The following is a 12,402-nucleotide window of genomic DNA, read 5'->3' as shown; positions in this document are numbered from 1 at the left end:
CACCAGGTTGGTGATCCGCACGCCGGAGCCGCCCGAGGTGTTGGCCGGGTAGGTGATGCCGAAGTACGTCGACTTGCCGTTCGCCACGACGCCCGTGACGACCGGCTCGCCGGTGCGCTTCGCGGACAGTGTGCCGGCGGAGGTCTTCAGGTCGACGCCCGCGTACCCGGAGAGCGAGCAGTCCTTGCCGCTGTGGTTCTTCAGCTCGACCACGACGGTGTTCTCGGGGTCGCCGGAGATGGTGCGGTCCGCGGCGGTGATGGTCAGGTCCGCGGTCCGGCACTTGGCGGTCTTCCCGGCCCCGGCGGAGCCGGCCGGCGCGGCGGCGGACGGTGTGCCGCCCTTCCCCGTACCGCCCGAGGCCGTACCGCCGGCGGCCGGAGCGCCCGAAGCCGGGCCACCGGAGGCCGGAGCGCCGCTGGGGGAGGCCCCGGTGGGAGCGGTCGGGGCGGCGGTCGGGGCGCCCTGGGCGGGGCCCGTCTCGTTGTCCTGGCAGGCGGTGAGCGAGAGGGCGGCGGCGACGGCCAGGGCGGCGAAGGCGGGCTTGCGGACGCGCACGGTGTGTTCCTCCGGGTGGGTGGTGCTGTCGGGTGCTCGGTGCGAGCGGGTTTCCGAAGACCAGGACCGCCTTCGCGGACGAACCGTTCCGCCCGGGCCGTCCCCAGGACAGTGCTGTGACACGTACGGCCGCGAACCACCCGCGCCGTCGCCCGCCGTGCCGTCCCGCACCCCGCCGCTGACCTGCACGGATGCCGGGTTCACCCCACCACCGCACCCCGCCGTCGCCATTGCCGATCACCGGGACAGAGCCGTGACCCGGATGACCTTGACCCCGGACCACGACAGCACTGCGATCGGACGGGACGGCAGGTCGCCGGCCACCGGGTGCGCGGTGGCGGCCGGCGAGCGTCAACTCCTCGGGTGCGGTCGAGGACTGATGTGCCGCCATGCCGGAGGCGCCATGGGTGGGAACGGCCGGCCTCCCGGAGCCCCGGGTGCCGTCGCCCCGGCGAGTGAGTGATCTCCCCGCCCCGAGCACCGGGGGTGCCGGTGCCCCGTCACCCCCGCCGGCCCCGAGGTGATGAGGCTTCACAGAAAGTGCGGCCACGCATGCCCGCCGTTCCCCGTGGTGGAACGTGACTCGAAGATTCGTCCCCGGGTGATGTCGAGGACCACGTGCCGGCTCCGTTCACGGGGTGGGTACGCCACACTGGGCGCGCCGACGATCAAGGAGTGCACGTGCCGAAGTTCCTGCTGATGGTCAACCACGACGGCGGAGTGGTCGAGCGGCCCATGGACGAATGGGCGCCCGACGACATCGCGGCGCACTTCGACTACTACGCCGCCCTGACGAAGGAACTGGTCGCGAGCGGGGAGATGGTGCGGTTCACCCCGCTGGCCGACCCGCGCCTGGCCAGGATCGTCCGCTCGGACGGTACTTCGGCGCCGGTGGTGACCGACGGCCCCTTCCCGGAGTCCAAGGAGGTCCTGGCCGGCTTCAATGTCGTCGAGGTGGACTCCGAGGCCCGCGCCCTGGAGATCGCCGCGAGGATCTCGGCCGTGCCCGGTCCCGGCGGGATACCCACGCGCCAACCGGTCGAGGTGCGCCAGGTGATGACCGACGCCGCCTTCGACCTGTGACCGGCCGGCCCGTGACCGACCGGCCCGTGATCGAGGACCTGCTGCGCTCGCTGGCGCCGCAGGTCCTCGGCGCCCTCGTACGACGGTCCGGGGACTTCTGCGCGTGCGAGGACGCCGTCCAGGAAGCCCTGATCACCGCCGCCCGGTACTGGCCCGCACACGGCGTACCGGACAACCCGCACGGCTGGCTGCTGCGCACCGCCACCCGCCGCCACACCGACCTGATGCGCAGCGAGGCGGCCCGGCGGCGACGTGAGGAACGCGTGGCAGCCGAACCGCCCCCGACGCCGGGGCCGGCGGCCGACGACTCACTGGCCCTGCTGTTCATGTGCTGCCATCCGGCGCTCACGCCCGCCTCGGCGATCGCCCTGACACTGCGGGCCGTCGCCGGCCTGACGACCGCCCAGATCGCGGCCGCCTACCTCGTCCCCGAGGCGACGATGGCGCAGCGCATCAGCCGGGCCAAACAGCGCCTCAAGACGTCCTCGACCGTGTTCGAGGTGCCGGCGCCGGGCGCGCCGGACCGGCCCGGGCGGCTGCGCAGCGTGCTCCACGTGTTGTACCTGCTCTTCAACGAGGGCTACACCGCCTCCGGGGGCCCGGTCCTCAACCGCCCGGACCTCTCCGGCGAAGCGATCAGGCTGGCCCGGCAGCTGCACCGGAGCCTGCCGGCCGAGGGCGAGACGACCGGGCTGCTGGCGCTGATGCTGCTGACCGAGGCCCGCCGGCCCGCGCGCACCGGCCCGCACGGCGAGCTGATCCCGCTGGCCGAGCAGGACCGCACCCGCTGGGACCGCGCCCTGATCGCGGAAGGCGCTGTGTTGCTCCGCGGCTCCTTCACCCGCCCGGGGCGGCCGGGCGAGTACCGGGTGCTGGCCGCCGTCGCGGCCGTCCACGACGAGGCCGCCCGCGCCGAGGACACCGACTGGCCGCAGATCCTCGGCCTGTACAGGCTGCTGGAACAGGTGGCCGCCGGCCCGCTGGTCACGCTCAACCGCGCGGTCGCCCTCGCGATGGTCGACGGTCCGCGCGCCGCGCTGGAACTGCTCGACCACCTCGACGCCGACGGCGGGCTCCCCGCGGACCTCCACCGGGTCCACGCCGTACGGGCCCACCTGCTGGAGATGGCGGGGGAGACGGCGGCCGCGCTGGACCACTACCGCGCGGCGGCGGCCAGGACCACCAGCGTGCCGGAGCAGCGGTACCTGACCACCCGGGCCGCCCGGTTGCACCGGCACGCCGGGCGGACGTCGCCCGGGCTCGCTCAGCCCCCGGTCGGGGCGTCGACCGCGTTGTTCTGGCCGGCCACGATCCTCCACCCGTCGGCCTGACGGGCGATGACGTAGAGCGCCGCACCGTGCGGGCCCGGCACGGGCGTGCCGTCGGCGTCGGTGGGCGTCTGGGCGACGTTCACCGCCACCACGTCCTCGGCGACGGCGAGCAGCTTCGTCACGTCGTAGCGGGCGAAGGAGTCGCGCAGGAACCCTTCCATCGCCGGCCGGCTGAACTCGGTGATCGCCGACCGGCCGTCCAGCCGGCGCCCCATCGCGTTGGTCCAGGAGGCGTGCTCGGCGAACTGCGCCCCCAGCGCCACCGCGTCCTTGGAGTTGAACGCCTCCTCCAGCGCGGCGACCACCGCGGTCACCGCCTCGCGCACCCGCACCGCGATGTCGCCCACCACGAGCACCTCGCCGGTCATCTCCGGTACCTCCCCGCTTCGCTGTCGTCCGGTCCGCGGCGGTGATCACCGCCGCGGAGATCATCAGACAACTTGAACCCGACTTGAGGTCAAGCCCGGCATCCGGCGGGGATCCCCCTCCTCCGGACACCCCGGCCGGGGCCGCCGGCCTGCCGGCCCCGGGGCGCCCGGCCTGACCGTTCTTGCCCGGCCACCTGTCGGCGCCGGATCTAGGCTGACCTGCAGGAGAGTCCCGGCACGGGCCGGGCGGTGAGAGGGGCGCCGGGATGCCGGAGGGCGAACGGGAGCAGCACGAGCGGGAGCCGGTCGACGCCCAGCGCGAGCACTGGCAGCAGACCTACGGCGAGCATCCGGGCATGTACGGCGAGGCACCCTCCGAGCCGGCCGTCCACGCCGCCGGCGTGTTCCGGGCCGCCGGGGCCCGCGAGGTGCTGGAACTGGGCGCCGGACACGGCCGCGACGCGCTGTACCTCGCCCGCGAGGGCTTCACCGTGCTGGCCGCCGACTTCAGCCCGATCGGCCTGGAGCAACTGCGCGGGGCCGCCGTCGCCCAGGGCACCGCGGAGCGGGTCACCACGGTGGTGCACGACGTGCGCGAGCCGCTGCCGACGGCCGACGCCTCGGTGGACGCGGTGTTCGCGCACATGCTGCTGTGCATGGCCCTGTCCACGCAGGAGATCCACGCCCTGGTCGCCGAGGTCCGGCGGGTACTGCGGCCCGGCGGCACCTTCGTCTACACCGTCCGCCACACCGGCGACGCCCACTACGGAGCCGGCACCGGGCACGGCGACGACATCTGGGAACACGGCGGCTTCGCCGTCCACTTCTTCCCCCGCGACCTGGTCGACTCCCTCGCCGAGGGCTGGAACCTCCAGGAGGTGCACGCCTTCGAGGAAGGCGGTCTGCCCCGGCGGCTGTGGCGCGTCACCCAGACCCTGCCCCGGTGAGCGCCACCCCGTCGCCGGACGGCGGCCGCGGACCGAGGTCGGACGGGGCGTCGATGAGGACGGGACGGCGTCCGCCAGGACCGGGGCCGACGGGGCCGCGCCGCGCCAAGTGCCCGTCGTACGACCAGAAGAGGCCCGACCGGTCCCGCACGGTGGCCGAGGACGCGGGCAAGGCCGACCGCCCGGCCGCCGGCGCTTCGCGCTCGACGTGATCGACTCCCGCGGCTTCCGCCTCCACCCCGACCACGACGCCGATCCGCCGTTCACCCGAAGGTCACCGACTTCCCGCGCCTGCTGCCGGACTCCCGCGCCGGCCCGTCCGTCCGTACGGCCCGACCCGCTCGCCGAACCTCCCGGCCGCCGAGCGGGTGGATGAGCCGTGGACGAGGGGGGAACGGGACCGGCCATGGACACCTCCGCACCGATCTCCCTCGTCACCGGCGCCAACCGCGGCATCGGCCGCGAGACCGCACGCCAGCTCGCCGAACTCGGTCACACCGTGCTGCTCTGCGCCCGCGACCCCGAGGCCGCCGCGAACGCCGCCGCCGACCTCTCCCACGGCCGCGGCCCGCGCGGCACCCTCCTGCCCCGCACCCTCGACGTCACCGACGCCGCCGGTGTCCTGGAACTCGCGCGCTCGGTCGACGCCGAGTTCGGCCGCCTCGACGTCCTGGTCAACAACGCGGCGATCAACTACGACGCGGGCCGCCGGGCCGTCGACGTCGACCTCGACGAGGTGCGCCGCACCATGGAGACCAACCTCTTCGGCGCCTGGCAGGTCGCCCAGGCCTTCGTCCCGCTGCTGCGGCGCTCGGCCCACCCGCGGATCGTCAACGTCTCCAGCGAGAGCGGCTCCCTCGCGTCCATGGGCGGCGGCACCCCGGCGTACGGCGTCTCCAAGGCCGCGCTCAACGCCCTCACCCGCACCCTGGCCGGCGAGCTGCGCCCCGACGGCGTGCTGGTCAACGCGGTCTGCCCGGGCTGGATCGCCACCGACATGGGCGGCGCGGGCGGTGCCCCCGTCGCCACCGGCGCGGCCGGCGTCCTGTGGGCCGCCACCCTCCCCGACTCCGGCCCCACCGGCGGCTTCTTCCGCCAGGGCCGCCCGATCCCCTGGTGACCACCCGTCGGCCCGTGCGCCGCGGCCGCCCCGCCCCCTTCGGTGGCGGCCGGCCGACGCTCTGACCCGCTGACAACCGCGGGTGGGCGGACTGTTCGGATTTCTCCAAGACCGGGGCGAGGGCGGGTTGCGAGAATCGCGGCCTGCCCGGAGCGATCCCGGCCCCGGCTGTGCCGGGGCGACGGAAGGGCGCTCCGCAGGCCGCCGGAGCCGCCACGGGGACCGGTGGGCCGAGGGAAGCGTAGGGGCTGGTGGATGGACCGGCCGGGAGGGGGCAGGGGTGGGACGCGGAGCACGGCTCACGGCGGCGGCGGCGGTGGTGGTGGTGGTGACGGCGGGGCTGACGTGCGTCGGCTGCGGCGCCTCGGCGGGGGAGCCGTCGGGGACGGGCGCGAGCGCGGTCACCTCGGCGGCCCTTGTGGTGCGGACCGACGTCGGGCCGCTGGAGAAGCGGCTGCCGGGACTCGGTCCGATCGTCGCGGCGAGCTGGACGGCGGACGTCCCTGCCGGGGGTGACCGGGTTCCCGGGCCCACCGACATCATGATCAAGGCCGTGCTGAAGCTGAGGCCCGGTGGGGTCGCGCGCGTCCTCGCCACCGCCCCCGGGAAGCCCTCCGCCTCGACCCCGGGGATCCCCACGGCGCTCGCCGGGTCCGCGCCGGCCGGGGCGCAGTGGGTGCACAGCGGGCCCACGGACCAGGACCTCGCCTGGGCCGACTGGGCGCAACTCCACTTCGATCCCGCCTCCGACACCGTCTTCGTCGACTCCGTCAACCTCGGCCCGCAGGACGGGCCCGCCGCCCTGGTCAGGCCGGACGGCACCAGGGTGACGGTGACTCCGAAGCCGGCGCCGGGCTGAGCCCCGGTGCCGGCCTGAGCCCCAGCGCCGGGCGCCCCTCGCGGTCGAGGTGCTGCGGGCAGTCGGCGGCCGAGCCGAGGAGTGCGCCCCCGGCGCGAACGGCGGTCGGGGGCGCCTCGGGTACCGCTCGGGGTCAGTGTCCGGTCTCGTACGCGCCGATGCCCTTGGAGACGCCCGTGAGCAGTGGCTGGAGACGGTCGACCAGCTTCTGGTAGTCGGCCACCCGGCCGTCGGACCACTGGCCGAGCCCGACGACCATCGCCCGGCCCTGGCCGGCGAAGGACTGGACCATGCCGCTGTCCGGCGGGAGGGTCGGCAGCCCGGATCCCGGCGGCGGGGCCTGGGCCCCGACCTCGTAGGAGTCGAAGGCCATGGACAGCCCGGTCACCAGGCGGACGGTGTCGACCGGGTCCTTCATGGTGAAGACGGAGAGGTTGAACTGGTTGTTCCGGGCGTCCTTGTACAGCGCGACCTGGTGCCCGAGGCAGCCCTTGCTCTTCTCGATCATGGCGATCAGCCGTGGACCGACCGAGTCGGGCTGGGTGCAGTCCTGCAGCGTCGCGGCGCCCACCTTGGTGTACACCCCGCCGGAACCGTCCGGGACCTCGGCCGGGAAGGCGTCGGCGAGTGCGATCATCGGCCGGGCGGACAGCGGACCGCCCGACGCGGCGGGTCCGGCGGAGGCGGAGGCGACGGCGCCCCCGGTCGGCGCGGCCGCGGGCGTGGACGGTGCCGGTGCCGGTGCGCTCGTCACGGCGGACGACGACGGGGCGGACGACGACGGGGCGGACGACGACGGGGCGGCCGGGGCCGCGCTGCCTTCCTCGGTGTCGGATCCGCCGACCTCGAACGCGAGGAGGGTCAGCGAGGCGGCAGCCAGGGCCAGCACGGTGTTGCGCCGCCACACCGACTTGGGGCCCTCCGGGGCCGACGGGGTCATGCGGGTTCCTCCTTCGAACGCCGCGGCCCGGACGAGCGACTCGTCAGGGTGCGGCGCGCGGTGCAGATGCCGTCACCCGCCGGCCGGAAGCGGGCGGGAGCGTGCCGCTGTCCGGCACCCGGCAACCCTAGTGATCACCACATCTGCGCAGGTCACAGCCCGATCACCGATTGAGGTCGACCTGTACACGGCGCACCGTCCGATACCGCTGCCGGGCCGTCACGTCGGCACCCGGCAGGCGTCAGCCGACCACCTCGACCACGCCGACCACCTCGACCACGCCGACCACGTCGCCCCTCGTCGAGGGACACCCCGGCCTCGCCTCCCCCCGGTCGGCAACGTGGACAAGGGGCGCGGACGGCGGCGTCACAGCCGGGTGGCCAGCCAGACGGTCAGGGCCGCGGTGGCGGTGAGCCCGGCGTTGAGTGCGATCCGGCGGTCCTCGCCGGTCAGGTGAACGGCGATCGCGCCGGTCTGCAGGAGTACGAGGCCGATGGCCGCGGCCGTCGCCAGCGGGGGAGCGATGCCGGTCAGCGGCGGCAGGACCAGGCCGGTGGCGCCGAGCATCTCGACCACCCCCAGTGCCCTGAGGACGGGCAGGGGTACGCGGTCGACCCAGGCCATCATCGGCCGGAGTCGATCGCGGCTGCGGACCGCCTTCAGCGTGCCCGCGTAGAGGTGGAAGAGCGCGAGCGGTCCCGCGACGATCCAGTAGGCGATGTTCATGGTTCCCGTTCATGGGCCCACCGGTTCACGGGGACCCGTCGATTGCTGGGCCGGGCAGGGCCGGGCAGGGCCGGGCCGTACCGGCTTCAGGTGAGGTCGGTGGCGGGTGCGGTCGCGTAGCGGCCCATCGCGTCGATGTTGGCCTGCGGCGTCAGCGGCCGGCCGTCGGCGAGGACTTCCTGGAGATCCCGGAAGTACTGCACGTACAGGTCGGGGGTGAAGGTGCTGAGCATGACGGCGGGTCGGTCGGTCGGGTTGGCGAAGGTGTGCGGGGTGCCGGGCGGAACCATCACGAGCGTGCCCGCGGTGGCGTCGTGCTCCTCGTCCCCGACGGTGAACCGCACGGTGCCGGAGAGGATGTAGAAGCCCTCGTCGTGCCGGGCGTGGCGGTGCTGCGGCGGCCCCTGGGTGTGCGGGGCGAGGACGGACTCGGCGATCGCGAGGCGGTGCCCGGTGTGGCCGCCGTCCTCCGGAACGCGCATGCGCGTGGTGCCCAGAACGATCGTCTCGCCCTCGCCGGGGCGCACCACCGATACGGCGGGGCGGGTCTGCGGCCCGCCGGTCTTCGCTTCTTCGGTCATGCCCACGAGTGCACCGCCGGGGAGCTGCCGGTGTCCAAGACCCGTTCCACGGCGCCGATACCCGGTGGGTATCGTTGCAGCGTGGAGCTACGGACCTTGCGCTATTTCGTGGCGGTCGCCGAGGAACTCCACTTCGGCCGGGCCGCCACCCGACTGCACATGAGCCAGCCGCCGCTGAGCCGGGCGATCAAACGGTTGGAGGCCGATGTCGGGGCCCTGCTGTTCGCCCGCTCGCCCACGGGGGTCACGCTCACCCCGGTGGGCTCGGTGCTGCTCGACGAGGCGCGGGCCCTGCTTGCCCACGCCGACCGCGTCCGGGTGCGCGTGAGCGCGGCGGCCGGCGTCGCGACCCTCACCATCGGCATCCTGGGCGACGGCACCGACCCGGGCGTGGCCAGGCTGGCCGCCGCCTACCGCCGGAGCCACCCCGGCATCGACATCCGCATCCGCGACACCGATCTGACCGACCCGACCTGCGGGCTGCGCGCCGGGCTGGTCGACGTCGCGCTGACCCGCGCGCCGTTCGACGGGACCGCCCTGACGGTGCGTACGCTGCGGACCGATCCGGTCGGCGTGGTCCTGCGCACCGACGATCCGCTGGCCCGCCGCGACGGGCTGCGGCTGGCCGAGCTGAGCGACCGCCGCTGGTTCCAGTTCCCGCCGGGCACCGACCCCGTCTGGCAGTCGTACTGGAACGGCGGCCGGCCGCGCGAGGGCCCGGTGGTGCGCGCCGTCCAGGAATGCCTGCAGGCCGTGCTGTGGAACGGCACGGTCGGCCTGGCCCCGCTCGGACACGACCTGCCCGCGGAGCTGGCCGTGGTGCCGCTGACCGACATGCCGCCGAGCCGGGTGGTGGCGGTGTGGAACGAGGGCGACACCAACCCGCTGATCCGCTCCTTCATCGAGACCGCGACAGCCGCGTACCGCCACTGACCACCGGCGACCGGTGCTGCCGCAACCCGTGAACCGGCCGGCGGCGGGTGTGACGTTGCCGTCCGGGCGGCCTGGGTGGACTCCCGGTGCGCCCCGGTCAGTGGGCCGGGAGGTCATGGCCCCGGTCTGCCGGTGCACAGCGGTGCCGACCCCGGCGAATGCCGATGGCGGCGCCGGCATGCACTGGAGGATGCGGGTGCGGGGCGGTGACCCGGGCCGGGCTGTCGGTGGGGTTGCGTAGGCTGGCGCCCTGTTACCCCCGCGCCCACCGGATGGCAGGCCGACCGATGACGGACCCTCACCCACTGTCCCGCCCGCACGCCCCGGTCCCGGAGCTGGAGCGGCTGAAGGCCCTGCAGGACAGCGTTCCGGGTGCCTTCCTCGCCGACGGCTTCGAGCTGACCGCCCAGGGCGACACCTCCGTGCTGACGGCCGGATGGTCCGCCGACCGTGCCTTCCTGGACCGCCTCACCCCCTTCGCCCAGGCCAACTTCTCCGGCTCCCTGTACGCCCTGTGGCGGATGGACGACCGGCCGGATCCGGGCACCCTGCCGGTCGTCGTGTTCGGCGACGAGGGCGGTGAGTTCGTGGTGGCCCGCAGCCTGCCCGAGCTGTTCCGGCTCCTCGCCTGCGATGTCGAGATCGCCGTCGACCGCGAGGGCGTTCACGTCCACCGCCGTGCGGACCACGAGCCCAGCAGCGGCCACCCGGCCCTGGTCGACTGGCTGCACACCCACTTCGGGCTCACACCCTCCGCCGACCCGGCCGCCCTGGTTGCCGCCGCCCACACCGCCCTCGGCGGGCCCTTCACCGCCTGGACCCGCCGCTTCCTCCCGCACTGACCAGCCCGCCGGGCCCTGGCCCGGCAGACGGGCCGGGAGTTGCACGGGGTCCGCCCGATGGGGCGACATGCGCGCATGAGCAGAATGGCGCAGGTCCTGGTTCTCGCACGGTACGAGGAGGACCCGCGACTGTCCTGGTAGGGGCCGGTTCCCCGGCCGACGGCCGAGGCCTCGCCCTCCTCGGGGAAGCCGCAGTCGTCCACGGCCCGCACCTCGGCGGGTGTCGGTGGGGACGGGGATACTGCTACGGACCCGAAGGCAGGAGAGTGGCATGGGTTTTGTCGACGAGGCGCGGGCGCCGGTGCCGGTGTCGGACGCGTGGGCGGACTGGCTCGCCCACGCGGACGCGCTGACCGCGGCAGGTGATCCACGGGGGGAGGCCATCCGGCTGGAGCACCTCGGGGCGGCGGGCGACGGTGCGGAACTCGCCGCGGCGTACGGGCGGGTGGAGCGGGCGTGCGGGCTCGACGGGCTGCGGGCCGACGGGTCGTGGCGGCTCGGCTGGTCCCGCGGCCTCCTCGACACGGCCGTGTTCCGGCTGGCGGAGGGGACCGGGCCGCAGCGCCGGGCGCTGGTGGAACGGCTCCTGGCGGAGCTCCCGCACAGCGGTACCCACGATGTGGACGATCCCGAGCAGTGGGAGGCGGCGCTGATCGACGTGCTGCTGTGCCATCCGGCCGCCGGGCGGCTGCGCACGCTGGAACTGCACCTCACGGACCACCACCACTCCGCCGGGAGCGCCGCCGTGGCACTCGCCCGGCGGCAGCGGCCCCGGCTCGCGGAGCTGTACCTCGGCCACGACTTCGACACACTCTTCGCACTCCACCGGACCTCGACGGGCCGTCCGCTCGACCCCGAGGAGTACCTGCACGACCCGGTGGTCCCGCGCGAGGCGGGCCGGGCGCTGTGGGCCGCGCTGCCCGCCCTGCGCGGCCTGGAGCTCGAAGGCGCGTTCCTCTTCGACGACGTGGTGCACGAGGAGTTGACGCACCTTCGGACCAGGGGTGCGGTCTTCTCGGACGGTTCCCTCTTCGGGACCTCCACGCCGGGCCTGGTCTCGCTGGAGGTGGAGATCGACCACGACGTCCACGGCACCGTCGGCAGCAACGCCCAACTGGAGGAACTCGACCCCATCGGGTACCCCCGGCTGAGGCACCTGGACCTGGGCGCGGCGACCTTCGAGCCCGAGGAGGCCGGCGACTTCGTGGTCCTCGCCGAGCACCCGCTGCTGCCCCGGTTGGAGAGCCTGGCCGTCCGGGAGCTGGTGATCGAGGACACCGGCGGGGACCGGGACCCGCTGGAGGTCCTGACCGACCTGGCCCCCCGGTTCGCCCACCTCACCCTGCGGGTGGAGGGCGACATCGAGGTCGAAGGGGCCGACGACCAGGCGTTGGAGCGGCTGCTCGCCGGTCTCGGCCTGGGGCGGGGAGGCGGACGCCGATGACGCGGAGTGAGGCGGACTACCGCCGATCCCTGGAGCTGGAACGGCGCGGCTACGCCTGGGTGATGGAGCGGTACGGGGGCATGTCCCCGGAGCAGGCCGAGCAGGCCGCCCTGGACTGCTACCCCTACGAGCCCTGCGAGCCGGGCGACGACCTGTACCGTTGGCTGGTCTTCCACGAGGAGTCGTGGCACTGGGCGATGCTGGCGATCCACGGGCACAACTACGTCGTGGAGCACCCGGAGTTGGTGGACCCGCCGGCCGAGTACCGGGCTCTGGACTGACGCCGGCCGTGGCCGGCACCGCCTACAGCACGGCCAACAGCTTCACCGGCCAGGCCGCGGACATGTGGGGCGGCTCCACCGCCGACGGCGGCGTGCTGATCGGCCACCAGCAGACCGGTGCCACCAACCAGCGGTGGCTCTTCGAGGACGCCGGCAACGGCGACGTGAGGATCAGGTCGGCCAAGTCCGGCAAGTGCCTGCAGATCGCGGGTGACGCCGGCCGTGGCCGGCACGTCGCCCAGCAGACCTGCTCCGGCGCCGACAACCAGCAGTGGAAGGTCGCCGCCGGCGGCAGCGGCCACATGCTGACCGCCAAGGGCTCGTCCCTGCTCCTGGGCGTCGGCAAGCGCCGCTACTACGGCCGTTCGGCTGCTGGAGCTCCAGCAGCC

The 12,402-nt window shown here is 74.5% G+C and carries 15 protein-coding genes; 10 read left to right on the top strand and 5 right to left on the bottom strand.

Translation table 11 applies throughout. The features are described from left to right. The coding region (locus ACWEQL_RS36520; RefSeq protein WP_452154875.1) for a DUF4232 domain-containing protein at positions 1 to 558 on the bottom strand (558 nt) is incomplete at its 3' end. A gap of 681 nt (positions 559 to 1,239) precedes the next feature. On the opposite strand from ACWEQL_RS36520, the gene ACWEQL_RS36515 reads away from it, so the two are divergent. Next, a complete protein-coding gene (locus ACWEQL_RS36515; RefSeq protein WP_452154873.1) occupies positions 1,240 to 1,641 on the top strand; it encodes a YciI family protein in 402 nt (133 codons plus the stop codon). Positions 1,642 to 1,652: 11 nt separating this feature from the next. Further along, positions 1,653 to 2,972 (top strand): RNA polymerase sigma factor, encoded by a 1,320-nt coding sequence (locus ACWEQL_RS36510; RefSeq protein ID WP_452154871.1) that lies wholly within the window; start codon positions 1,653 to 1,655, stop codon positions 2,970 to 2,972. Here the strand turns inward: ACWEQL_RS36510 and ACWEQL_RS36505 are convergent. After that, positions 2,906 to 3,340 (bottom strand): SgcJ/EcaC family oxidoreductase, encoded by a 435-nt coding sequence (locus ACWEQL_RS36505; RefSeq protein WP_452154869.1) that lies wholly within the window; start codon positions 3,338 to 3,340, stop codon positions 2,906 to 2,908. The genes ACWEQL_RS36510 and ACWEQL_RS36505 overlap by 67 nt on opposite strands. Before the next feature lie 266 nt (positions 3,341 to 3,606). On the opposite strand from ACWEQL_RS36505, the gene ACWEQL_RS36500 reads away from it, so the two are divergent. From ACWEQL_RS36500 to ACWEQL_RS36490, 3 genes are all read left to right on the top strand, one after another. Beyond that, on the top strand, positions 3,607 to 4,287 hold the full coding sequence (locus ACWEQL_RS36500) for a class I SAM-dependent methyltransferase (protein WP_452154867.1): 681 nt from the start codon (positions 3,607 to 3,609) through the stop codon (positions 4,285 to 4,287). Positions 4,288 to 4,693: 406 nt separating this feature from the next. Next, entirely contained in the window at positions 4,694 to 5,407 is a 714-nt protein-coding gene (locus ACWEQL_RS36495; protein WP_452154865.1) for an SDR family NAD(P)-dependent oxidoreductase, read from the top strand. Positions 5,408 to 5,687: 280 nt separating this feature from the next. After that, positions 5,688 to 6,266: a hypothetical protein gene (locus ACWEQL_RS36490; RefSeq protein ID WP_452154863.1), complete on the top strand. Its 579-nt coding sequence runs from the start codon at positions 5,688 to 5,690 to the stop codon at positions 6,264 to 6,266. Between the two features lie 133 nt (positions 6,267 to 6,399). Here ACWEQL_RS36490 and ACWEQL_RS36485 read toward each other — a convergent pair whose 3' ends face one another. The 3 genes from ACWEQL_RS36485 to ACWEQL_RS36475 all read right to left on the bottom strand — a co-directional run bounded on the left by ACWEQL_RS36485 (position 6,400) and on the right by ACWEQL_RS36475 (position 8,513). After that, entirely contained in the window at positions 6,400 to 7,206 is an 807-nt protein-coding gene (locus tag ACWEQL_RS36485; RefSeq protein WP_452154861.1) for a hypothetical protein, read from the bottom strand. Positions 7,207 to 7,572: 366 nt separating this feature from the next. Further along, positions 7,573 to 7,932, bottom strand: a complete 360-nt coding sequence (locus ACWEQL_RS36480; protein ID WP_452154859.1) for a DoxX family protein — start codon at positions 7,930 to 7,932, stop codon at positions 7,573 to 7,575. Between the two features lie 86 nt (positions 7,933 to 8,018). After that, positions 8,019 to 8,513, bottom strand: coding sequence for a cupin domain-containing protein (locus ACWEQL_RS36475; protein ID WP_452154857.1), 495 nt, complete (start codon positions 8,511 to 8,513; stop codon positions 8,019 to 8,021). 81 nt (positions 8,514 to 8,594) lie between these two features. On the opposite strand from ACWEQL_RS36475, the gene ACWEQL_RS36470 reads away from it, so the two are divergent. The 5 genes from ACWEQL_RS36470 to ACWEQL_RS36450 form a co-directional block, all read left to right on the top strand. Continuing rightward, positions 8,595 to 9,446 carry a LysR family transcriptional regulator gene (locus ACWEQL_RS36470; RefSeq protein ID WP_452154855.1) on the top strand — a complete coding sequence of 284 codons (852 nt, stop codon included), beginning with the start codon at positions 8,595 to 8,597 and terminating at the stop codon, positions 9,444 to 9,446. A 287-nt stretch (positions 9,447 to 9,733) separates the two neighbouring features. Next, a complete protein-coding gene (locus ACWEQL_RS36465; RefSeq protein ID WP_452154853.1) occupies positions 9,734 to 10,288 on the top strand; it encodes a hypothetical protein in 555 nt (184 codons plus the stop codon). Positions 10,289 to 10,559: 271 nt separating this feature from the next. Further along, positions 10,560 to 11,732: a hypothetical protein gene (locus ACWEQL_RS36460; RefSeq protein WP_452154851.1), complete on the top strand. Its 1,173-nt coding sequence runs from the start codon at positions 10,560 to 10,562 to the stop codon at positions 11,730 to 11,732. Then, positions 11,729 to 12,013 carry a hypothetical protein gene (locus ACWEQL_RS36455; protein ID WP_452154849.1) on the top strand — a complete coding sequence of 95 codons (285 nt, stop codon included), beginning with the start codon at positions 11,729 to 11,731 and terminating at the stop codon, positions 12,011 to 12,013. Before ACWEQL_RS36460 ends, ACWEQL_RS36455 begins: the two co-directional genes overlap by 4 nt. A gap of 8 nt (positions 12,014 to 12,021) precedes the next feature. Further along, positions 12,022 to 12,402, top strand: a 381-nt coding sequence (locus ACWEQL_RS36450; protein ID WP_452154847.1) for an RICIN domain-containing protein, incomplete at its 3' end; no start/stop codon positions are given.

The organism is Kitasatospora sp. NPDC004240 (genome assembly GCF_053603215.1).
Note: the sequence above shows the minus strand (reverse complement) of the source record. Positions and strands in the feature narration are given on the sequence as shown.

What these genes read in the sequence shown, in the direction of transcription:
- ACWEQL_RS36505 (WP_452154869.1), bottom strand. Translation starts at nt 3,340, where the DNA reads ATGACCGGCGAGGTGCTCGTGGTGGGCGACATCGCGGTGCGGGTGCGC.
- ACWEQL_RS36500 (WP_452154867.1), top strand. Translation starts at nt 3,607, where the DNA reads ATGCCGGAGGGCGAACGGGAGCAGCACGAGCGGGAGCCGGTCGACGCC.
- ACWEQL_RS36495 (WP_452154865.1), top strand. Translation starts at nt 4,694, where the DNA reads ATGGACACCTCCGCACCGATCTCCCTCGTCACCGGCGCCAACCGCGGC.
- ACWEQL_RS36485 (WP_452154861.1), bottom strand. Translation starts at nt 7,206, where the DNA reads ATGACCCCGTCGGCCCCGGAGGGCCCCAAGTCGGTGTGGCGGCGCAAC.
- ACWEQL_RS36480 (WP_452154859.1), bottom strand. Translation starts at nt 7,932, where the DNA reads ATGAACATCGCCTACTGGATCGTCGCGGGACCGCTCGCGCTCTTCCAC.
- ACWEQL_RS36475 (WP_452154857.1), bottom strand. Translation starts at nt 8,513, where the DNA reads ATGACCGAAGAAGCGAAGACCGGCGGGCCGCAGACCCGCCCCGCCGTA.
- ACWEQL_RS36465 (WP_452154853.1), top strand. Translation starts at nt 9,734, where the DNA reads ATGACGGACCCTCACCCACTGTCCCGCCCGCACGCCCCGGTCCCGGAG.
- ACWEQL_RS36460 (WP_452154851.1), top strand. Translation starts at nt 10,560, where the DNA reads ATGGGTTTTGTCGACGAGGCGCGGGCGCCGGTGCCGGTGTCGGACGCG.
- ACWEQL_RS36455 (WP_452154849.1), top strand. Translation starts at nt 11,729, where the DNA reads ATGACGCGGAGTGAGGCGGACTACCGCCGATCCCTGGAGCTGGAACGG.